The sequence below is a fragment of the Serratia sp. FS14 genome, assembly GCF_000695995.1.
GTDB classification, from domain to species: Bacteria; Pseudomonadota; Gammaproteobacteria; order Enterobacterales; family Enterobacteriaceae; genus Serratia; species Serratia nematodiphila.
Window position 1 is genome coordinate 4901555 of sequence record NZ_CP005927.1, and the last position, 20045, is coordinate 4921599.

The following is a 20045-nucleotide window of genomic DNA, read 5'->3' on the forward strand; positions in this document are numbered from 1 at the left end:
CGGTGAAACTGCAATTGGTGGCGGTCGGCACCAAAATGCCAGACTGGGTGCAAACCGGCTTTATGGATTACCTGCACCGCTTTCCCAAAGACATGCCGTTTGAGTTGACCGAGATCCCGGCCGGCAAACGCGGCAAAAACGCCGACATCAAGCGCATTCTGGACAAGGAAGGCGAACAGATGCTGGCGGCGGTGGGCAAAGGCAACCGCATCGTTACGCTGGATATCCCAGGCACGCCGTGGGAAACGCCGCAGCTGGCGCAGCAGCTTGAGCGCTGGAAGCAGGATGGCCGCAATGTCAGCTTGCTGATCGGCGGCCCGGAAGGGCTGGCGCCCGCCTGCAAAGCCGCTGCCGAGCAGAGCTGGTCGCTTTCTCCGTTGACGCTGCCGCATCCTTTGGTGCGCGTCCTGGTGGCCGAAAGCCTCTACCGCGCCTGGAGTATTACAACAAATCATCCTTACCACCGGGAATAGCCGGTGGTGACCGTGACAGAGTGAAATAAAGCAGCGGGATGAAAATAGAACGTAACCCTTTTCGCGACTATACGGCTGAATCCGCCCTGTTTGTACGCCGTGCCCTGGTGGCGTTCCTGGTCATCCTGGTGCTGTCCGGCATCCTGATCGCCAACCTGTATAATCTGCAAGTGGTCCGCGTCGAGGATTACCGCACCCGCTCCAACGAAAACCGCATCAAACTGGTGCCCATCGCGCCCAGCCGCGGCATTATCTACGATCGCAACGGCACCCCGCTGGCGCTCAACCGCACCATTTATCAGCTGGAGCTGATGCCGGAGAAGGTCGACGATCTCAAGGCCACGCTGCAGGCGCTGCGCACGGTGGTCGATCTGACTGACGACGACATCGCCAATTTCGAAAAAGAGCGCAAGCGCTCGCGCCGTTTCGTCTCCATTCCGGTGAAAACCGCGCTGACCGAGGTGCAGGTCGCCCGCTTTGCGGTCAATCAGTTCCGCTTCCCCGGCGTGGAAGTGAAAGGCTATCAGCGCCGCTACTATCCTTACGGATCCGCCCTCACCCACGTCACCGGCTATGTGTCGAAGATCAACGACCGCGACGTTGAACGTCTGGACAAAGACGGCAAGCTGGCCAACTACGCCGCCACCCACGATATCGGCAAGCTGGGCATCGAACGCTATTACGAAGACACGCTGCACGGTAAAACCGGTTACGAAGAGGTTGAAGTCAACAACCGCGGCCGGGTGATCCGCCAATTGCACGAGCAGCCGCCTTCCGCCGGCCAGGACGTCTACCTGACGCTCGATCTTGATCTGCAGCGCTATATCGAACAGCTGCTGGTTGGCAGCCGCGCCGCGGTGGTGGTGAGCGATCCGCGCACCGGCGCCATCCTGGCGATGGTGTCCAATCCGAGCTACGATCCGAACCTGTTCGTGGACGGCATTTCCAGCAAGGACTATCAGGGTCTGCTGAACGATCCGAATCGCCCGCTGATCAACCGCGCCACGCAAGGGGTTTATCCGCCCGCGTCAACGGTGAAACCTTATATCGCCGTGTCGGCACTCAGCGCCGGCGTGATCACCAAGAACACCGTAGTGTTCGATCCCGGCTGGTGGCAACTGCCCGGCTCGGAAAAACGCTTTCGCGACTGGAAAAAATGGGGTCACGGCCGCCTGAACGTCACCAAAGCGCTGGAAGAATCCGCGGATACCTACTTCTATCAGGTCGCCTATGATATGGGGATCGATCGGCTGTCGAGCTGGCTGACCAAATTCGGTTACGGCCAGTACACCGGCATCGATCTGGCCGAAGAGCGCTCCGGCCTGATGCCGACGCGCGAATGGAAGCTGAAACGCTATAAAAAACCGTGGTATCAGGGCGACACCATTCCGGTGGGCATCGGCCAGGGTTACTGGACCGCCACGCCGATCCAGATGGCCAAGGCGCTGAACACCCTGATCAACGACGGTACCGTCAAAACGCCGCACCTGCTGCAGAGCACCCGCGTCAACGGCGCGCTGGTGCCGTTCAAACAGGAAGAGAGCACGCAGATCGGCGATATTCACTCCGGCTTCTGGGAAATCGCCAAAGACGGCATGTACGGTGTGGCCAACCGTCCGAACGGGACGGCGCGCAAGTACTTTGCGGACGCATCTTATAAAGCCGCGGCGAAATCGGGCACCGCACAGGTCTTCGGTTACGAAACCTACAACGCCCATAAACTGGCGGAGCACCTGCGCGATCACAAGCTGATGACCGCCTTTGCGCCGTTCAATAACCCGACGGTGTCGGTCGCCATCATTCTGGAAAACGGCGGCTCCGGTCCGGCGGTGGGCACCATCACCCGCCAGATCCTCGACCATATTCTGCTGGGCGACAACAATACGCAATTGCCAAGCGAGGCCCCGCTGCCGCCTGGCGTAGAAGGTGACTAAGGTAGAACATGACTGAAAGCCAACAAAAAGGCTCGATCTGGACCAAAATCCACATCGATCCGACGTTCCTGCTGCTGATCCTGGCTCTGCTGGTCTACAGCGCCTTCGTGATGTGGAGCGCCAGCGGCCAGGACATCGGCATGATGGAGCGCAAGATCGGGCAGATCGTCATGGGGCTGATCGTGATGGCCGTCATGGCGCAGATCCCGCCGCGCGTGTACGAAAGCTGGGCGCCCTATCTGTATATCTTCTGCGTGATTTTGCTGATCCTGGTGGACGCCTTCGGGCAGATCAGTAAAGGCGCGCAGCGCTGGCTGGATCTCGGCGTGGTGCGCTTCCAGCCGTCGGAAATCGCCAAGATCGCCGTGCCGCTGATGGTGGCGCGATTTATGAACCGCGATGTCTGCCCGCCTTCGCTGAAAAACACCGCCATCGCGCTGGTGCTGATCTTCCTGCCGACGCTGCTGGTGGCCGCGCAGCCGGATCTCGGCACGTCGATCCTGATCGCCGCCTCCGGCCTGTTCGTGCTGTTTCTGTCGGGCATGAGCTGGAAACTGATCGCCGTCGCCGCCGTCGCGCTGGCGGCCTTTATCCCGGTGCTGTGGTTCTTCCTGATGCACGGTTATCAACGCGACCGCGTGATGATGCTGCTCGATCCGGAAAGCGACCCGCTCGGCGCCGGTTATCACATCATTCAATCCAAGATCGCCATCGGCTCCGGCGGCCTGTCCGGCAAGGGCTGGCTGCACGGCACCCAGTCGCAGCTGGAGTTCCTGCCGGAGCGCCATACCGACTTTATCTTCGCCGTGTTGGCCGAAGAGCTGGGGCTGATCGGGGTGTTGGTGCTGCTGACGCTCTACCTGCTGGTGATCATTCGCGGGCTGATGATCGCCGCCAAGGCGCAAACCACCTTTGGCCGCGTGATGGTCGGCGGCTTGATGCTGATTTTGTTCGTTTATGTCTTTGTTAACATCGGTATGGTCAGTGGCATTTTGCCGGTAGTTGGCGTACCTTTGCCTCTGGTCAGTTACGGGGGTTCGGCGCTGATAGTGTTGATGGCCGGTTTCGGCATCATCATGTCGATCCACACGCATCGGAAAATGCTGTCTAAAAGTTTATAAGAGGTGAGTAATGCGTAAGGAATGGCTTTGGATCGGCGTCGCGGCGGTGTTGCTCTCCGCCTGTACCGCCCCGACCACGGAACAGCAAGCCCCTCCGCAGCCGTACAACGGCCCGGTGGTGGAAATCGGCGGCGTCGAGCCTCAATATGAACCCTATAACCCTAATAACATGCAGGATTATAAGGTTAATGGCGATACTTACCGCATCGTAAAAGATCCGCAGAACTTCTCGCAGACCGGCCTGGCGGCCTGGTATGGCGAAGAGGCCAACGGCAACACCACCGCGCTGGGCGAGCAGTTCGATCCTAATGGCCTGACTGCGGCCCACCCAACGCTGCCGATCCCAAGCTACGTGCGCGTCACCAATCTGGCCAACGGCCGTCAGTTGGTGGTGCGCGTCAACGATCGCGGGCCTTACACCAAGGGCCGTATCATCGATCTGTCGAAAGCCGCCGCCGATCGTCTCAACCTGTCCAACAACACCAAGGTCAAGGTCGATTTCATCAACGTGGCGCCGGACGGCACGCTGAGCGGCCCTGGCACCATCGGCACCATCGTGGCGAAACAGAGCTACGCATTGCCGGCGCGCCCGGATCTTGGCTCCAGCGGCATGGGCACCCCGATCCAACAGGACGTGCCGGTCGCCAGCGGCGCGGCGGTGCGCCCTATTGATAACAGCACCCTGCGCACCGATGACGACGCGCCTGCGAATGCCGGCAACGCCGCCAACGGCCGCAGTGGTTTCCTCGGCGCGCCAAGCGCATTACCGGCCGGCGTGCTGGAAAGTGCCGAGCCTGAAGCCGCCGCAGTAGCCGTACCGGTCGCGGCCGGCGCTGCCGCTGCCGGCATGGCTGCCGCTTCCTCCTCCGGCGGCTACGTGGTGCAGGTCGGTGCGTTGAGCAGCGCCGAGCGCGCCCAGAGCTGGCAGCAAAGCCTGAGCCAACAGTTTGGCGTGCCAGGCAAAGTAGCGGCCAACGGCAATGTTTACCGCGTCCAGCTCGGCCCGTTCAGCAGCCGTCAGCAGGCGGCCCAACTGCAACAACGCCTGGCCAGCGAAGCGCAACAACAGTCTTTCGTTACTGCTGCACCCTGAGCGTTAAACCCGGCGGGCATTCACGGCTGTTAAGCGGTTATTTAGCTGAAACATTTTCTTGCAGCTAAAAGGGCACTAACCGCAATTAGTCAGATGAATGGATAATGCCTGCCGGGATCGCATCTGCTATAGTGTGGCTCGTTTTTTAACTTTACTTTCACGGATGTTGTAGTCCCGATCATGAAACAAGTAACTTCTTTTCGCTTAATCAAAAGCATCGCACTCGGCACCGTTATCGCAATGAGCGCAGCCTCCGTTGCACATGCCGATGACGTTAACATCAAAACCATGATCCCAGGTGTCCCGCAGATCGATGCGGAAGCGTACATCCTGATTGATTACAACTCCGGCAAGGTGCTGGCCGAGATGAACGCCGATGCGCGTCGCGATCCGGCCAGCCTGACCAAAATGATGACCAGCTACGTCATCGGCCAGGCGCTGAAAGCGGGTAAAATCGGCCAGGACGATCTGGTGACCGTCGGCCAGGACGCCTGGGCAACCGGCAACCCGGTGTTCAAAGGTTCCTCGCTGATGTTCCTGAAGCCGGGCGATCGCGTGCCGGTCTCCAAACTGACCCGCGGCATCAACCTGCAGTCCGGTAACGACGCCTGCGTGGCGATGGCCGACTACGTCGCCGGCAGCCAGGATGCGTTCGTCAACCTGATGAACACCTACGTCAGCAAGCTGGGCCTGCAGAACACTCACTTCCAGACGGTACACGGCCTGGATGCCCAGGGCCAGTACAGCTCGGCGCGCGACATGGCGCTGATCGGCCAGGCGCTGATCCGCGACGTGCCGGAAGAGTACGCGATTTACAAAGAAAAAGAGTTCACTTTCAACAATATCCGCCAGATGAACCGCAACGGTCTGCTGTGGGATAACAGCCTGAACGTCGACGGCATCAAAACCGGCCACACCGACGCGGCGGGTTACAACCTGGTGGCTTCGGCGACCGAAGGCCAGATGCGTCTGATCTCCGCCGTGATGGGCGGCCGCACCTACAAAGGCCGCGAAGCCGAGAGCAAGAAACTGCTGACCTGGGGCTTCCGCTTCTTCGAAACCGTGGCGCCGCTGAAAGTCGGTAAAGAGTTCGCCTCCGAGCCGGTCTGGTTCGGCGATGCCGACCGCGTTGAGCTGGGCGTGGATAAAGACGTCTACCTGACCATCCCGCGCGGCCGCATGAAAGATCTGAAGGCCAGCTATGTGCTGAACACGCCGGAAATTCACGCGCCGCTGGCGAAAAACCAGGTGGTGGGCAGCATCAACTTCCAGCTGGACGGCAAAACCATCGACCAGCGTCCGCTGGTGGTGATGAACGAAGTGAAAGAAGGTGGTTTCTTCAGCCGCATCGTGGACTACATCAAACTGATGTTCCACCACTGGTTCGGTTAACGGTTGAAACGGGCGAAATTGTCCCCATATACTGAATAACATTAACTCCCGCCCCGGCGGGAGTTATAATTTATAGATTAGCTAGCACTCTGGAGCGCACGCACATGCAAAAAACTAAACTGAACGAACTGCTCGAATTCCCTTGCTCGTTTACCTACAAGGTGATGGGCCTGGCGCAGCCTGAGCTGGTTGACCAGGTAGTTGAAGTGGTGCAGCGCCATGCGCCGGGCGATTACAACCCGCAGGTTAAGCCAAGCAGCAAAGGCAACTACCACTCGGTCTCCATCACCATCAACGCCACTCACATCGAGCAGGTCGAAACCCTGTACGAGGAGTTGGGCAACATTGAAATTGTTCGCATGGTGCTGTAATTCCAGCATAAAACCCTGCTTATCAACCCGGGATGGCGCAGCGTCTTCCCGGGTTGCGCATTTTTGGTCAGCGAAAGGCTGGCCGCCAGCCGGAGCGCCCGGTATAATGGCTTTACCACTTCTGTAACCTGACGATGACTCTTTTGCAACCAGACAAGATCATTTTGCGTCAGCTGGGGTTGCAGCCCTACGCGCCTGTATCCCAAGCCATGCATAACTTCACCGACAGTCGTACCGAGACTACGCCGGACGAGCTGTGGCTGGTGCAGCATCACCCGGTATTCACCCAGGGCCAGGCCGGCAAAGCCGAACACGTGCTGATGCCCGGCGATATCCCGGTTGTCCAGAGCGATCGCGGCGGCCAGGTGACCTACCACGGGCCGGGCCAGCAGGTGATGTACGTGATGGTCGATCTGAAGCGCAATAAGGTCGGCGTACGCCAATTGGTCACGGCGATAGAAGATACGGTTATCAACACCCTCGCCCACTTCCGCCTCGCATCGCGCGCCCGTCCGGATGCGCCCGGCGTGTACGTGGGGGAGCAGAAAATCTGTTCGTTGGGTTTGCGGATCCGCAAAGGCAGCTCATTCCACGGCCTGGCCCTGAATGTGGCGATGGATCTCAGCCCCTTCCAACGCATCAACCCTTGCGGTTACGCCGGCATGCAGATGACGCAGGTCAGCGCGCTGGCGCCCGGCGTTGGCATTGAAGACATACACCCAATCCTGGTACAGGAATTTGTTCATTTACTCGGCTACCAGACGGTCGAGCTTCGTAACTGGAACCTGCACGATTATGAGTAAACCAATTCAGATGGAACGCGGCGTCAAATACCGCGATGCTGACAAAATGGCGCTGATCCCGGTCAAAACGGTGGTCACCGAACGGCAGGAGCTGTTGCGTAAACCCGAGTGGATGAAGATCAAACTGCCTGCCGACTCTACGCGCATTCAGGGCATCAAGGCCGCCATGCGTAAAAACGGCCTGCACTCCGTCTGTGAGGAAGCCTCGTGCCCTAACCTGTCCGAGTGTTTCAACCACGGTACCGCCACCTTTATGATCCTCGGCGCCATCTGCACCCGTCGCTGCCCGTTCTGCGACGTGGCCCACGGCCGCCCGATCGCGCCGGACGCCAACGAGCCGGAAAAGCTGGCGCAAACCATCGCCGACATGGCGCTGCGTTATGTAGTGATCACCTCGGTTGACCGCGACGATCTGCGCGACGGCGGCGCTCAGCACTTTGCCGACTGCATCTCGGCCATCCGCGCCAAGAGCCCGAACATCAAAATTGAAACGCTGGTGCCGGACTTCCGCGGCCGTATGGATCGCGCGCTGGAGATCCTCACCGCCACACCGCCGGACGTGTTCAACCACAACCTGGAAAACGTGCCGCGCGTCTACCGCCAGGTGCGCCCGGGCGCCAACTACGAGTGGTCGTTGAAGCTGCTGGAGCGCTTTAAAGAAGCGCACCCGGATATCCCGACCAAATCCGGCCTGATGGTCGGCCTGGGTGAAACCAACGCGGAAATCATTGAAGTGATGCGCGATCTGCGTCGCCACGGCGTGACCATGCTGACGCTGGGCCAGTACCTGCAGCCAAGCCGTCACCACCTGCCGGTGCAGCGCTACGTCAGCCCTGCCGAGTTTGACGAAATGAAAGAAGAAGCGATGGCGATGGGCTTCACCCACGCTGCTTGCGGTCCGTTCGTGCGTTCGTCTTACCACGCCGATCTGCAGGCCAAAGGGATGGAAGTGAAATAACGCGTAATAGTTTGTTACGCTATAGACGGCGGAAACGCCAAAAAACGGATGTCCGCAAGGCATCCGTTTTTTATTGTGCGCCATCAGACGGGATTAAACGTCTTTCTTCTCGACGCTCTGCTGCGCGGACTGGCTTTCGGCGGCATTGTTGCCGGCGGCCGGCGGCGTACTGTCGTCGCCTACGGCTTTTTTAAAGCCTTTCAGCGCCGCGCCAAGATCGGCGCCGAGCGTGCGCAGTTTGCTGGTGCCGAACAGTAAAATCACCAACACCGCAATCACCAGAAGTTTGGTAATGCTGATACCTTCCATACTCACCTTCTTATCATAGAGCGCTGCGTGAACAGCGAGAAAAACTGACCTTGCCTGCGAATATTTAGCGACTTTCCTTCGGCTCGCACAACAGCAACATGTAACAGAGTGAGATCGGTCGCAGGAATACCACGCACCCCCGCAGCGTGAATCCCAGACTATTCTTAGTTTATCACCCACATGATACGCTGCCGTGATACTCATCAGGGAGATGCCGGATGTATATTGCTCCACCCATTTTCGATGCCCGAAAATCCGGCCTCAGCTTCGCCAAACGCACCTATCTGCCCCGCGTCGCCGGTCTGGGGCTCGGCTTTATCTGCGTTTGCGCCGCACTCTACCCCTTGGCTCCGCCCACGGCGGTCTGGCTATTGCTGGCCTTTCACGGCTTTCTCTGGCCGCATCTCGCCTATCGCCTGGCCTGCCGCGCCAAAGATCCTTTCAAAGCCGAGATCCGCAACCTGTTGATCGACTCCGCCTTCGGCGGCTTCTGGGCAGCGATGATGGCGTTCAACGCGCTGCCCGCCATCGTCATCCTGTCGATGATGAGCATGAATAACATCGCTTCAGCCGGCAAAGCGCTGTTTATCAAAGGATTGGCCGTTCAACTGGCCGCAGCGGCGCTGACCGGCGCGCTGCTCGGCTTCCCGTTCCACCCGCACAGCACGCCGCTGCAAATCTATCTGTGCCTGCCGATGATCTACCTTTATCCGACGCTGCTCGGGCTGGTGACCTACCGCACCGCCAAACGGTTGGCGGAAAAGAAACAGGAGCTGCAGCGCATCAGCACCCGCGATGGGCTGACCGGCCTGTATAACCGCCGCCACTGGGAGCACCTGCTGCATCGCCAGTTCGACAGCTGCCGCCGCTACCAGGACAACGCCACGCTGATCCTGATGGATATCGATCGCTTCAAAACCATCAACGACACCTTCGGCCATCCGCTGGGAGATGAAGCCCTGGCGGCGTTGGCGGAAGAGCTGCTGATCGGCATGCGCAACGTGGATATCGTCGGGCGCTACGGTGGCGACGAGTTTGGCGCAGTGCTGCCGAACACCAGTGCTGAACAGGCGGAAATCGTTCTGCGCCGCATCCAGCAGCGGCTGGACGCGGTCAGCTTCAAGGAGGCGCCGCAGCTGCGGCTGCAGATCAGCGCCGGCATCGCTAACTTCCACCCCGCGCTGGGCGGCTATCTGGACTGGCTGAAAGCGGCCGACGGCGCGCTCTATCGGGCGAAGCAGAATGGCCGCAACCGGCTGGAAACGGCAGCGCCGCCAGGGGAGTAACTTACTGACTTAATAACTTGGCAAAATACTTCGGCGCTTCGACAAAGCCTTCACGCCGGTAAAACGCATGCGCCCGCTCGCGGCGGCTGTGGCAATGGACTTCCAGCCGATCGCAGCCGCGACGGTGCGCCAGCGCCTCGCCTGCCGCCAGCAACCGCCGCCCTACGCCCGCGCCGCGCGCCCGATCGTCGACGCAAAAATAGCTGATGCGGCCAATGTCGCCGGCCAACGCCAACTGCGGCAGAAAATGCAACGACAACACGCCCAGCACTTGTTCGCCCTGCTCCGCCACCAGCAACGCCTCGTCCGGGTGCGCCAGAAGTTGGTGCATCCGCTGTGTCAGAAACGCCTCGGTGCCGGGATAATCCAGCGCCGCCATTAATTCAGCGATAGCGTGCCGGTCGCTCAGACGCGCCGTTCTGATTTCCATCCGTTTTACCTCGCAGAGTGTCGATACTACAAAATAGGCGGCATTAGGTGTAACATCCACCGGGTGCGGCGAAAAAGGCCGTGCGGCACGCTGGAGATGACATTCCTCCCTAACCGCCTTCACAGGCTGATGATGTCTACGTAACCTCTCGGAGAGAGGCGCGTAGCGTTACGCCTGTCCTTTCCGAGCCTCGTGAATTTCTCTGATTGAAAGGTAGTTGCCCCATGTTGAGCTCTTTACTGGCCGTATTTATCGGCGGCGGCGTCGGCAGCGTTTTGCGCTGGGCGGTAAGTATGAAAATGAATCCGCTGAACGCCCACATTCCGCTCGGTACGCTGATGGTCAATCTGATCGGCGGTTTTATCATCGGCCTGGCGATGGCGATTTTCACCCGCATGACGCATCTGGATCCCACCTGGAAATTACTGATCACCACCGGATTCTGCGGCGGCCTGACCACCTTCTCCACCTTTTCGCTGGAGGTGGTATACCTGATGCAGGATGGCCGCTTCGGCTGGGCGCTGGCCAACATGCTGCTCAACCTGGCCGGCTCGCTGGCGATGACGCTGCTGGCCTTTATGCTGGTGATGTGGGTCAACGGGCGATAAGGCCTTAATGTTTCCTTAATCTTGCATGCGCATAATCTCATCCAGTACCCCTGACTGGATGAGAAATCGCTATGTTTAGCCTGCCGAAAACCGCCGCCGAAGCGATCGCCGTTGCGCTGTGCGTGCTGATCGTCGCCGCCTTTATCAAATCCTACCTGTTCGCTTAAACGCCTTTTATCGCAGCACGCGTTCATCTTGCGTCTTTCCGGTCGGTTACACTACAATTGAGAATGAACGTTCACACCCAAAAATGTGAACCCGGCTCACGCGTAGCAAAGGATCGGGCAGATGCTCCCCCCCAACGACAGTAAACAGGCCAAAGTGCAGGCTCGCCGCGATCAGATCGTCGAAGCGGCGAAAACCAGCTTTCGCCGCCACGGCTTCCACGCCGCCAGCATGGCGGAGATCGCCCAAGGCTCGCAGCTTAGCGTCGGGCAAATCTATCGCTATTTCGCCAATAAAGACGCGATCATCGAAGAGATCGTCAACCGCATCATCACCAGCAAGATGCAGCGCCTGGAAAACCTTGGCGATCACATCAACCTGATCGCCGGTACGCTGGCGGCGCGCACGCTGTTTCAGCAACCGGGCGAGAGCGAAACCGATCACATGCTGATGCTGGAAGTGACCGCCGAGGCCACGCGCAACCCGGTGGTGGCCAAATTGCTCAGCGATGCGGAAGCGCGGCTGTTTCGCCACGTGTGCCACAACCTGCAGCGGCTGTATCCCGATTTCAGCGCGGAAGAGATCGCCGCCCGGGTGGAGTTTATCGCCGTCATGAGCGAAGGCACCGGTTACCGTATCCTTACCACGCAAAAAGCCGATGCGTCCCTGCTGCGCGATCTGTATCAGCAGGCCATTTCTCACCTGTTCAGGAAATCTTAATCTCCCATGACCAAACACTTAGCCAGACAACGTCTGGTGTACGCCGTCGTGCTTGGCCTGTTGGCCGCGCTGGGGCCGCTGTGCACCGATCTCTATCTGCCCGCCCTGCCGGAAATGGCGGGCGAGCTGAATACTTCCACTGCCGCCGCTCAGCTCAGCCTGACCGCCGGGCTGCTCGGCCTGGGCGTCGGCCAGCTGATTTTCGGCCCTTACAGCGACAAGCTGGGCCGTATGCGTCCGCTCCTGCTGTCGCTGATCCTGCTGCTGGTCGCTTCGCTGTGGTGCGCACTGGCGCCCACCATTGACCAACTGCTGATCGCTCGCCTGCTCCAGGGCATCGCCGGCGCCGGCGGCGCGGTGATTTCTCGCGCCATTGCTCGCGATCTGTACGCCGGCCATGAGCTGACCCGTTTCTTCGCCTTGCTGATGCTGGTTAACGGCCTGGCGCCGATCGTCGCGCCGGTGCTGGGCGGCGTGATGCTGCAGGTGATGAACTGGCGCGGCATCTTCGGCGTGCTGGCGGCCATCGCCGTGCTGCTGTTCAGCCTGTCGGCGCTGAAGCTGCGCGAATCCCTGCCGGTCGAGCGCCGCAGCCAGGGCGGCATTCTGGCGATGCTGATGTCGCTCGGCGGGTTGCTGACCCAGCGCTATTTCATGGGCCTGTGCCTGACGCAGGGCTTCGTAATGGCCGGCATGTTCGCCTATATCGGCGCTTCGCCTTTCGTCTTGCAGCAGATCTACGGCCTCAGCCCGCAGATGTTCAGCCTGTGCTTCGCCATTAACGGCGTCGGGCTGATCATTGCGGCGCAGCTGGCCAGCCGTCTCAGTTCACGTTGGGGGGAACGCCGGGTGTTGAGGGGCGGGTTAACGCTGGCGGCCGTCGCGTCGCTGTTGCTGCTGTTGGCCGCCGCGCTGCATGCGCCGCTGGTCGTGTTGCTGGTGCCGCTGTTCTTCTCGGTGGCGGTGATCGGCATCGTCGGCCCGACCGCCTCGTCGCTGGCGATGCAAAGCCAGGGGGACAAAGCCGGCAGCGCGTCGGCCTTGATCGGCGTGTGCATGTTCGCGCTCGGCGCCTGCGCCGTGCCGCTCACCGGGCTGGGCGGCACCTCAGGCCTGTCGATGGCGCTGACCATCGTCGGCTGTTACGCCGTCGCCATCCTGCTGTTCAGCCTGTTGGCCCGCCGCAGCGACGCATAACGCGCCCAATAAAAAACCCGCTCAATGAGCGGGTTTTAAGAAATTCAGCTACGCAGCTTAGATAGCAGTAACGTTAGCGGCAGATGGGCCTTTGGCACCGTTCGTGATTTCAAATTCTACACGCTGGCCTTCAGCAAGCGTTTTGAAACCGTTGCTAACGATGGCAGAGAAGTGAACGAAAACGTCCTTGCTACCATCTTCCGGAGTAATGAAACCGAAGCCCTTGGATTCATTAAACCACTTAACGCTACCTTTAATCTTAGACATCAAACTTACCTTTAACGTGAATGAAAGACACAAAACCTGTGTCGATTACAGTACAGCAAGCAGGCAGGATTTTGTCCACCACCGCGATCACAGAAATCCGATAAAGAGTGAAAAAATCCGTGTTGCCCGGTGTAAATGCATTGCACCGGTTGCGATACGTTACCGTTCCAGGCCAATCCTCTCCCTGCGCCGGCGAACAACGCGCGAACGCCTAAACCTGCCCTTTCCCCCATCGTTGACGCGTCGAGCAGACACAATCGCTATGAAATATAACCAGATGGTCTTTTTGCTTCGGCGGCCCCTGCACTAGGGTTAGGGTTTATTTCCCACTGTGAGCCAAGCCTATGACCAGCCAGTTGGCAGACAAGATCATCGCCTATCGGCGTGAACTGCACCAAAACCCGGAGCTTTCCAATCACGAATTCGCCACCACCGCCCGCCTGACCCGCTGGCTGCAAGAGGCGGGCATTCGTATTCTGCCGTTGGCGCTGAAAACCGGCGTCGTGGCGGAGATCGGCAGCGGCAAGGGGCCGATCATCGCCCTGCGCGGCGACATCGACGCCCTGCCAATCGACGAAATCGCCGACGTGCCCTTCAGCTCGCAAAACAGCGGCGTAATGCACGCCTGCGGCCACGACTTTCACACCTCGGTGATGCTCGGCGCCGCGCACCTGCTCAAAGCGCGTGAAGCCGAGCTGCCCGGCACGGTGCGCATCTTCTTCCAGCCGGCGGAAGAGACCTTCAACGGCGCCCGGCACCTGATCGACGCCGGCGCGCTGGATAACGTCGCGGCGGTATTTGGTCTGCATAACGCGCCGGAGCTGCCCACCGGCACCTTCGCCACCCGCGCCGGGCCGTTCTACGCCAACGTCGATCGCTTCCAGATCCGCATCACCGGCAAAGGCGCCCACGCCGCCAAACCGGAACAGGGCGTCGATACCATCGTCACCGCCAGCCAGATCGTCGGCGCGCTGCAGACGCTGCCCAGCCGCAGCTTCAGCTCGCTGGAATCGCTGGTGGTGAGCGTGACGCGCATCGAAGGCGGCAATACCTGGAACGTGCTGCCGCAAACCGTGGAGCTGGAAGGCACGGTGCGCACCCACAGCGACGCGGTGCGCCGCCAGGTGCCGGATAAAATTCGCCAGGTGATCGACGGCGTCGCCGCCGCGCTCAGCGCGCAGGCCGAACTGCACTGGCAGCCGGGACCGCCGGCGGTGATCAACGACGCCCATTGGGCGGCGTTCAGCAAAACCGTCGCCGCCGAAGCCGGCTACCGGGTCGAAGAGGCGGAGCTGCAGATGGGCGGCGAGGATTTCGCACTGTATCTGCATCACGTGCCGGGCGCGTTCGTCAGCATCGGCTCCGCCAGCGAATTCGGCCTGCACCATCCGCGTTTCAATCCCGATGAGCGCGCCCTCTTCCCTGCCGCCCACTATTTTTCGCTGCTGGCGGAGCGCACGCTGCAACAATTAACCACCGCAGCGAAAAAAGCCCTCAGCAACGCCTGAATAACATGAAATAGTATTTCCCCGACGCCGCTGATGCCGCGGCGGGGATTATTATTTTCGCTCGCCGTGATATTTGCAGTTTTCAACATTTGAATATGCTGTTTTGTTGTTTTACATCCCGTTGCCGCTCATCAATAGTGGACGCATCAGACACCGCGCGCCTTTGCGGCGCATGACAGGATAATCACGATGAGCGACAACGCGAATAATCAACGGCAATTACGGCTGGGCGCCATTCTGCATGGCGCATCGGGAAATATGTCCGCCTGGCGCCACCCGGATGCCACCGCCGACGCCAGCATTAACCTCGAATTTAATATCGCCTCGGCGAAAAAAGCCGAACAGGGGAAATTCGATTTCGTGTTTGTCGCCGATGGGTTATATATCAACGAAAAGTCCATTCCGCATTTTCTTAATCGTTTCGAACCGCTCACCCTGCTGGCCGCGCTGTCCGCCGCCACCGACAAAATAGGCCTGGTGGGCACGCTCTCCACCTCCTACAGCGATCCGTTCACCGTCGCCCGCCAGTTCGCCAGTCTCGATCACCTGAGCGGCGGGCGCGCGGGCTGGAACGTGGTGACATCGCCGCTGGAGGGGTCGGCAAAAAACTTCTCGCGCAAAGAACACCCGGAGCACAGCCTGCGTTACCGCATTGCCGGCGAGTTTCTCGACGTCGCCAAAGGGCTGTGGGACTCCTGGGAAGACGATGCCTTCGTGCGCAATAAGGCCAGCGGCGAATTTTTCCGCGCCGGGAAACTGCACACCCTCAATCACCAGGGGGAGTTCTTCTCGGTGCAGGGGCCGTTGAACATCGGCCGCACGCCGCAGGGCCGCCCGATCCTGTTCCAGGCCGGCGCCTCTGAAGACGGCAAACGGCTGGCGGCCAAGCACGCCGATGCGATCTTCACCCATCACGACACGCTGGAGCAGGCGCAGGATTTCTACCAGGACGTGAAGCGGCAGTTGGTGGAACAGGGGCGCGAACCGGACGACCTGCGCATCTTCCAGGGTGTCAGCGTGATCGTCGGCGACGACGATGCGGACGTCGAGCGTCAGTACCAGGAGACCGCCCGTCTGGTCAGCATCGAGAACGCCCTCAACTACCTTGGCCGCTACTTCGAACATTACGACTTTTCCCGCCATCCGTTGGACGCCCCCTTCCCGGACATCGGCGATCTGGGGCAAAACAGCTTCCGCAGCACCACCGACGCCATCAAGCGCAACGCCCGCGAGCGGAACCTCACGCTGCGCCAGGTGGCGCTGGAAGCCGCCTCGCCACGCCCGGTGTTCAGCGGCACGCCGGAGGCGGTGGCGGACGGCCTGCAACGCTGGTTCGACGGCGAAGCCGCCGACGGCTTCATCATCAGCGGCGGTACGCCCAACGCCTTCGGGCACTTCGTCGATCGGGTGGTGCCCATCCTGCAACAACGTGGCCTGTTCCGCCGGGCGTACCACGGCGATACGCTGCGCGAACACCTGGGCCTCACGCGCCCGTTGAACAGATTCACCCAATAATAAGATCGTTTTCAGGGATACCCGCTATGCAGAAAACCGTTACCGCCGCTCTCGTGGCGGCCTTGCTGAGCCTGACCGGCGCCGCGCAGGCGGGCACCGGCATCGATTTACAGGCCAATGAAACCCCGATCCACGCGCCGAAAAACCCGCAGGCGATCGCCAAACTGCCGGCCGATTTCCACTTCGTGAAGCCGGGCCAATTCACCGTTGCAATCGCCGCGCTCAACACGCCGCCGCTGGCGCTGTTCGCTGCCGACAACCGGCGGCTTATCGGCAGCGAAGTGGATATCGCGCAGCTGGTGGCCGACAGCCTGGGCCTGGAGCTGAACGTAGTGCAAACGTCGTGGGAAGACTGGCCGCTGGGGGTGGTTTCCGGCAAGTATGACGCGGCCATCACCAACGTCACCGTGACCAAAGAGCGCAAAACCCGCTTCGACTTCGCCACCTACCGCATCGACTCGCTCGGCTTTTACGTCAAAACCGGCGGCAAGATCGCAACGATCAAACAGCCTGCCGATATCGCCGGATTAAAGATCATCGTCGGCTCCGGCACCAATCAGGAAGCCATCTTGCTGGCGTGGGACAAACAGAACCGGCAGCAGGGGCTCAAACCCTTCCAGCCGATCTACGTGACCGACGATGCGGCCGCCACGCTGGCGATCCAGTCCGGCCGGGCCGACGCCTATTTCGGGCCGAACGTGCTGGGCGCCTATAAAGCGGCGCTGAACGGCCGTACCCGGCTGGCGGGCACGGTGGAAGGCGGTTGGCCCAAGGCGGCGCACATCGCCGTCACCACCCGTAAAGGCAACGGGCTGGTGCAGGCGGTGAATGAAGCGCTGAACGGCGCGATCCGCGGCGGACAGTACGATCAGGTGCTCAATCGCTGGGGCGAGAGCGTCGAACGCCTTGCGCAGTCGGAAATCAACCCGCCCGGCCTGGGCGATTAGGAGCGCGCAATGACGCAAGACACCTTCATTCAGACGTTGCCGACCGACCCGCTGATCGCCCCGGTGATCGAGGGGCTGTTCGGTGAATATCGCCAGCGTTACGGCGACTATTTTGGTGACCAGGAACCGGAACCGCTGGACCTGTATGCACCGCCGCAAGGGGCCTTCATCGTACTGCTGCGCGCCGGTGCGCCGATCGCCATGGGCGCCTTCAAACGCTATGACGCGCAAACCGCCGAGCTGAAGCGCATCTGGACCCGGGGCGATCTGCGCCGCCAGGGCCTGGCGCAGCGGGTGTTGCAGCAGTTGGAAACGCTGGCGCTGGCGCAGGGGTATCGCCGGCTCTACCTGACCACCGGCTTTCGCCAGCCCGAAGCGGTGGGCCTGTACCTGAGCAACGGTTATCAGCCGCAGTTCGATCCCACCGTTGACAGCGAGGTTTACAGCCACCCGCCCTACGATGGCCGCCTGCCGTTCCGCAAAAGCCTGATTGCAGAGGACGCGTGTTGTTGCGCGTCGGAAAGGAAAATCGCCTAACCCCCCTTTATCTGTAGTCAGGAGACATGACATGTCCAAACAAGAAGTCTTGAAAGTGGTGCCCGCCCGCTATCCGCTGCGGCTGATCGGCGCCCTGTTCTCGCTGTTTATTCTGGCCGCCATCGTGCAATCGGTGGCGGGCAACGCGCGCTGGGAATGGGGCGTGTTCGCCGAGTGGTTCTTCGCCCCGGCGGTGCTGGCGGGGCTGGGGCAGACCCTGCTGCTGACGCTGCTCGGCACGTTGTTCAGCATCCTGTTCGGCACCCTGCTGGCGCTGGCGCGGCTGTCGCGCTCTTACCTGCTGGCGTCGCTGGCCTGGGGGTATATCTGGCTGTTTCGTTCGCTGCCGCTGATCCTGGTGCTGATCATCCTATATAACTTTTCCTATCTGTACGACGCCATCTCGCTGGGCATTCCCTTTACCTCGGTGGTGTTCGCCAGCTACCCGACCATCGATATCCTCGGCCAGTTCGCCGTGGCGGTGCTGGGCCTGACGCTGGTGCAGTCCGCCTATACCGCCGAGATCATACGCGGCGGCATCCTGGGCGTGGATTACGGCCAGCACGAGGCGGCGGCGGCGCTGGGCCTGCCGGGCTATCGCCGCACCTTCCGCATCATTCTGCCGCAGGCGCTGCGATCCATTATTCCGACCGGTTTCAACGAGATCATCAGCCTGGCGAAAGGCACCTCGATCGTGTACGTGCTGGCGCTGCCGGAGCTGTTTTACACCATCCAGGTGATCTATAACCGCACCCAGCAGGTGATACCGCTGCTGATGGTGGCCACCGTCTGGTATCTGTTCATCACCACCGCCCTGTCGGTGATCCAATACTACATCGAGCGCTATTTCGCCCGGGGCGCGGTGCGCGAACTGCCGCCGACGCCCTGGCAGCAACTGGCCGGCTGGCTAAAACGTTAGGAGACCCGCATGTCTGAAGCCATTGATTATTACGCCTTGCCCGAACAGCCGGCACGCAACCTCACCCCGGTGCCGGCGCGCGGCCTGATCGAAATCAGCAACGTCAGCAAGTTTTTCGGTAAACACAAGGCGCTGGACGACGTCAGCCTGACGCTGCAGCCGGGCACCGTGACCGTGATCCTCGGCCCTTCCGGCTCGGGCAAATCGACGCTGCTGCGGGCGATCAACCATCTGGAGCGCGTGGACGAGGGCTTTATCCGCATCGACGGCGACTACGTCGGTTACCGCCGCAAGGGCAACCGGCTGTACGAGCTGAAGGAAAAGGCCATTCTCCGGCAGCGTATCAACGTCGGCTACGTGTTCCAAAACTTCAACCTGTTCCCGCACCTGACGGTGCTGGAAAACATCATCGAAGCGCCGGTGGTGCACAAAATTCACTCCCGCGAACGGGCGAAGGCGGTGGCCTATGAGCTGCTGGATACCGTCGGGCTGCGCCACAAGGCGGATGCCTATCCGCGCCACCTCTCCGGCGGCCAACAGCAGCGCATCGCCATCGCGCGCGCGCTGGCGCTGAACCCGAAGGTGATCCTGTTCGATGAGCCGACCTCCGCGCTCGATCCCGAGCTGGTCGGCGAAGTGCTGGACGTGATTAAAGGGTTGGCGGATCTGGGCGTCACGCTGGTGGTCGTCACGCATGAAATCGGCTTTGCGCGCGAAGCGGCGGATCGGGTGGTGTTTATGGTCGACGGGCAGATCGTCGAGCAGGGCGATGCCAGACAGGTGCTGGCTCAGCCGCAGCACCCCCGCACCGTTAACTTTCTCAACAAAGTGCTGTGAGCGTCGGGGCGCCGATGCGTCCCGCGCAGGAGCAGGTTAGAGGCCGGCGAAACGCCGCTTCTCGGCGGCGAAATCCAGCGGGCGGATCCCCTGCTGGTTTTTGTCCTCTTCGGTCAGCAACGCCGGGGGAATAAACCAGGTCACCTCGAACAGCAGCCCGTCCGGGTCGTGACCATAAATGCTTTTGTGCACGCCGTGATCCTCTTCCAGCCCGAGAATGCCGTGTTCGGCCAGCTGATGGCGAATGCGCTCCAGCTCTTCCAGGCTGTCCACTTCCCAGGCCAGATGGTACAGCCCGGCCGGCGGCTCATGCTCCGCCGGCGGCTCGCCGTTGGCGCGAAACACCCCGGCGCGCTGCTGGCCCAGGTTCTTGCTGAACAACGCCAAATCGTGATCGTTGTCCGAGTCGGCGGCCTGGGTAAATACCGCCCGATCGGGGCTGTCGGACGGCTTCAGCTTGAAGCCCAAGACCTGATGATAAAAGTCGGCGCTCTGCCGCACGTCGCTGACATACAGCACGGCGTGATTGAGACGTTTGATACCCATCGATATTCCTTTTTCGCATTGAATGAAGTCAGCATGAACATAGCATGTGGGGGAAAAGCCGCTAAATGCCGTTATCGCATGACTAAATGCCGCCCGCGCAATCTGTCGC

General features: G+C 60.6%; 22 protein-coding genes and 1 riboswitch. Of the genes, 18 read left to right on the forward strand and 4 right to left on the reverse strand.

Annotated elements, in window-relative coordinates; genetic code table 11:
• Positions 1-2: 2 nt before the first annotated feature.
• The 8 genes from rlmH to lipA all read left to right on the forward strand — a co-directional run bounded on the left by rlmH (position 3) and on the right by lipA (position 8145).
• Positions 3-473, forward strand: a complete 471-nt coding sequence (gene rlmH, locus L085_RS22500; protein ID WP_004940002.1) for a 23S rRNA (pseudouridine(1915)-N(3))-methyltransferase RlmH — start codon at positions 3-5, stop codon at positions 471-473.
• 38 nt (positions 474-511) lie between these two features.
• On the forward strand, positions 512-2407 hold the full coding sequence (gene mrdA, locus L085_RS22505; RefSeq protein WP_004940004.1) for a peptidoglycan DD-transpeptidase MrdA: 1896 nt from the start codon (positions 512-514) through the stop codon (positions 2405-2407).
• Positions 2408-2415: 8 nt separating this feature from the next.
• Entirely contained in the window at positions 2416-3528 is a 1113-nt protein-coding gene (gene mrdB, locus L085_RS22510; RefSeq protein WP_044031770.1) for a peptidoglycan glycosyltransferase MrdB, read from the forward strand.
• Positions 3529-3538: 10 nt separating this feature from the next.
• Positions 3539-4621, forward strand: a complete 1083-nt coding sequence (gene rlpA, locus L085_RS22515) for an endolytic peptidoglycan transglycosylase RlpA (protein WP_044031771.1) — start codon at positions 3539-3541, stop codon at positions 4619-4621.
• Between the two features lie 180 nt (positions 4622-4801).
• A complete protein-coding gene (gene dacA, locus L085_RS22520; RefSeq protein WP_004940010.1) occupies positions 4802-6013 on the forward strand; it encodes a D-alanyl-D-alanine carboxypeptidase DacA in 1212 nt (403 codons plus the stop codon).
• A 104-nt stretch (positions 6014-6117) separates the two neighbouring features.
• On the forward strand, positions 6118-6384 hold the full coding sequence (gene ybeD, locus L085_RS22525; RefSeq protein ID WP_004940012.1) for a DUF493 family protein YbeD: 267 nt from the start codon (positions 6118-6120) through the stop codon (positions 6382-6384).
• Positions 6385-6518: 134 nt separating this feature from the next.
• Positions 6519-7187, forward strand: coding sequence for a lipoyl(octanoyl) transferase LipB (lipB, locus tag L085_RS22530; RefSeq protein ID WP_015376934.1), 669 nt, complete (start codon positions 6519-6521; stop codon positions 7185-7187).
• Complete coding sequence (gene lipA, locus L085_RS22535; RefSeq protein ID WP_004940018.1) at positions 7180-8145, forward strand: lipoyl synthase; 966 nt, start codon at positions 7180-7182, stop codon at positions 8143-8145. The genes lipB and lipA overlap by 8 nt, the downstream gene beginning before the upstream one ends.
• A 93-nt stretch (positions 8146-8238) precedes the next feature.
• Here the strand turns inward: lipA and tatA are convergent, their stop codons facing one another.
• Positions 8239-8454 carry a Sec-independent protein translocase subunit TatA gene (gene tatA, locus L085_RS22540; protein ID WP_004940019.1) on the reverse strand — a complete coding sequence of 72 codons (216 nt, stop codon included), beginning with the start codon at positions 8452-8454 and terminating at the stop codon, positions 8239-8241.
• A gap of 218 nt (positions 8455-8672) precedes the next feature.
• Between tatA and L085_RS22545 the strand changes: the two genes are divergently transcribed.
• A complete protein-coding gene (locus L085_RS22545) occupies positions 8673-9740 on the forward strand; it encodes a diguanylate cyclase (RefSeq protein WP_044031772.1) in 1068 nt (355 codons plus the stop codon).
• 1 nt (position 9741) lies between these two features.
• Here L085_RS22545 and L085_RS22550 read toward each other — a convergent pair whose 3' ends face one another.
• On the reverse strand, positions 9742-10170 hold the full coding sequence (locus L085_RS22550; RefSeq protein ID WP_021504626.1) for a GNAT family N-acetyltransferase: 429 nt from the start codon (positions 10168-10170) through the stop codon (positions 9742-9744).
• Positions 10171-10253: 83 nt separating this feature from the next.
• Positions 10254-10316: riboswitch (Fluoride riboswitch) on the forward strand.
• A gap of 78 nt (positions 10317-10394) precedes the next feature.
• Between L085_RS22550 and crcB the strand changes: the two genes are divergently transcribed.
• From crcB to L085_RS22565, 3 genes are all read left to right on the forward strand, one after another.
• Complete coding sequence (crcB, locus tag L085_RS22555; protein WP_004940022.1) at positions 10395-10778, forward strand: fluoride efflux transporter CrcB; 384 nt, start codon at positions 10395-10397, stop codon at positions 10776-10778.
• 288 nt (positions 10779-11066) lie between these two features.
• On the forward strand, positions 11067-11663 hold the full coding sequence (locus tag L085_RS22560; protein WP_021504627.1) for a TetR/AcrR family transcriptional regulator: 597 nt from the start codon (positions 11067-11069) through the stop codon (positions 11661-11663).
• 6 nt (positions 11664-11669) lie between these two features.
• The gene (locus tag L085_RS22565) at positions 11670-12860 is read left to right on the forward strand and encodes a multidrug effflux MFS transporter (protein ID WP_044031773.1); all 1191 of its coding nucleotides are present in this window, start codon (positions 11670-11672) and stop codon (positions 12858-12860) included.
• Between the two features lie 57 nt (positions 12861-12917).
• On the opposite strand, the gene cspE is transcribed toward L085_RS22565, so the two are convergent.
• A complete protein-coding gene (cspE, locus tag L085_RS22570; RefSeq protein WP_004940030.1) occupies positions 12918-13127 on the reverse strand; it encodes a transcription antiterminator/RNA stability regulator CspE in 210 nt (69 codons plus the stop codon).
• Between the two features lie 344 nt (positions 13128-13471).
• On the opposite strand from cspE, the gene L085_RS22575 reads away from it, so the two are divergent.
• From L085_RS22575 to L085_RS22600, 6 genes are all read left to right on the forward strand, one after another.
• The gene (locus L085_RS22575) at positions 13472-14635 is read left to right on the forward strand and encodes a M20 peptidase aminoacylase family protein (protein ID WP_044031774.1); all 1164 of its coding nucleotides are present in this window, start codon (positions 13472-13474) and stop codon (positions 14633-14635) included.
• A gap of 189 nt (positions 14636-14824) precedes the next feature.
• Positions 14825-16150, forward strand: coding sequence for an LLM class flavin-dependent oxidoreductase (locus tag L085_RS22580; protein WP_044031775.1), 1326 nt, complete (start codon positions 14825-14827; stop codon positions 16148-16150).
• 26 nt (positions 16151-16176) lie between these two features.
• Positions 16177-17097, forward strand: coding sequence for an ABC transporter substrate-binding protein (locus L085_RS22585; RefSeq protein ID WP_004940036.1), 921 nt, complete (start codon positions 16177-16179; stop codon positions 17095-17097).
• A gap of 9 nt (positions 17098-17106) precedes the next feature.
• Positions 17107-17634 (forward strand): GNAT family N-acetyltransferase, encoded by a 528-nt coding sequence (locus tag L085_RS22590; RefSeq protein WP_004940037.1) that lies wholly within the window; start codon positions 17107-17109, stop codon positions 17632-17634.
• Between the two features lie 31 nt (positions 17635-17665).
• On the forward strand, positions 17666-18553 hold the full coding sequence (locus tag L085_RS22595; protein ID WP_033647216.1) for an amino acid ABC transporter permease: 888 nt from the start codon (positions 17666-17668) through the stop codon (positions 18551-18553).
• 9 nt (positions 18554-18562) lie between these two features.
• Positions 18563-19390: an amino acid ABC transporter ATP-binding protein gene (locus tag L085_RS22600; RefSeq protein ID WP_015376924.1), complete on the forward strand. Its 828-nt coding sequence runs from the start codon at positions 18563-18565 to the stop codon at positions 19388-19390.
• Between the two features lie 36 nt (positions 19391-19426).
• Here the strand turns inward: L085_RS22600 and L085_RS22605 are convergent, their stop codons facing one another.
• Entirely contained in the window at positions 19427-19936 is a 510-nt protein-coding gene (locus L085_RS22605) for a VOC family protein (RefSeq protein WP_044031776.1), read from the reverse strand.
• Positions 19937-20045: the final 109 nt, after the last annotated feature.

What these genes read in the sequence shown, in the direction of transcription:
- lipA (WP_004940018.1), top strand. Translation starts at nt 7,180, where the DNA reads ATGAGTAAACCAATTCAGATGGAACGCGGCGTCAAATACCGCGATGCT.
- L085_RS22600 (WP_015376924.1), top strand. Translation starts at nt 18,563, where the DNA reads ATGTCTGAAGCCATTGATTATTACGCCTTGCCCGAACAGCCGGCACGC.
- lipB (WP_015376934.1), top strand. Translation starts at nt 6,519, where the DNA reads ATGACTCTTTTGCAACCAGACAAGATCATTTTGCGTCAGCTGGGGTTG.
- crcB (WP_004940022.1), top strand. Translation starts at nt 10,395, where the DNA reads ATGTTGAGCTCTTTACTGGCCGTATTTATCGGCGGCGGCGTCGGCAGC.
- L085_RS22585 (WP_004940036.1), top strand. Translation starts at nt 16,177, where the DNA reads ATGCAGAAAACCGTTACCGCCGCTCTCGTGGCGGCCTTGCTGAGCCTG.
- L085_RS22550 (WP_021504626.1), bottom strand. Translation starts at nt 10,170, where the DNA reads ATGGAAATCAGAACGGCGCGTCTGAGCGACCGGCACGCTATCGCTGAA.
- dacA (WP_004940010.1), top strand. Translation starts at nt 4,802, where the DNA reads ATGAAACAAGTAACTTCTTTTCGCTTAATCAAAAGCATCGCACTCGGC.
- L085_RS22580 (WP_044031775.1), top strand. Translation starts at nt 14,825, where the DNA reads ATGAGCGACAACGCGAATAATCAACGGCAATTACGGCTGGGCGCCATT.
- L085_RS22565 (WP_044031773.1), top strand. Translation starts at nt 11,670, where the DNA reads ATGACCAAACACTTAGCCAGACAACGTCTGGTGTACGCCGTCGTGCTT.
- L085_RS22590 (WP_004940037.1), top strand. Translation starts at nt 17,107, where the DNA reads ATGACGCAAGACACCTTCATTCAGACGTTGCCGACCGACCCGCTGATC.
- cspE (WP_004940030.1), bottom strand. Translation starts at nt 13,127, where the DNA reads ATGTCTAAGATTAAAGGTAGCGTTAAGTGGTTTAATGAATCCAAGGGC.
- L085_RS22605 (WP_044031776.1), bottom strand. Translation starts at nt 19,936, where the DNA reads ATGGGTATCAAACGTCTCAATCACGCCGTGCTGTATGTCAGCGACGTG.
- rlpA (WP_044031771.1), top strand. Translation starts at nt 3,539, where the DNA reads ATGCGTAAGGAATGGCTTTGGATCGGCGTCGCGGCGGTGTTGCTCTCC.
- L085_RS22575 (WP_044031774.1), top strand. Translation starts at nt 13,472, where the DNA reads ATGACCAGCCAGTTGGCAGACAAGATCATCGCCTATCGGCGTGAACTG.
- ybeD (WP_004940012.1), top strand. Translation starts at nt 6,118, where the DNA reads ATGCAAAAAACTAAACTGAACGAACTGCTCGAATTCCCTTGCTCGTTT.
- mrdA (WP_004940004.1), top strand. Translation starts at nt 512, where the DNA reads ATGAAAATAGAACGTAACCCTTTTCGCGACTATACGGCTGAATCCGCC.
- L085_RS22560 (WP_021504627.1), top strand. Translation starts at nt 11,067, where the DNA reads ATGCTCCCCCCCAACGACAGTAAACAGGCCAAAGTGCAGGCTCGCCGC.
- mrdB (WP_044031770.1), top strand. Translation starts at nt 2,416, where the DNA reads ATGACTGAAAGCCAACAAAAAGGCTCGATCTGGACCAAAATCCACATC.
- L085_RS22595 (WP_033647216.1), top strand. Translation starts at nt 17,666, where the DNA reads ATGTCCAAACAAGAAGTCTTGAAAGTGGTGCCCGCCCGCTATCCGCTG.
- L085_RS22545 (WP_044031772.1), top strand. Translation starts at nt 8,673, where the DNA reads ATGTATATTGCTCCACCCATTTTCGATGCCCGAAAATCCGGCCTCAGC.
- tatA (WP_004940019.1), bottom strand. Translation starts at nt 8,454, where the DNA reads ATGGAAGGTATCAGCATTACCAAACTTCTGGTGATTGCGGTGTTGGTG.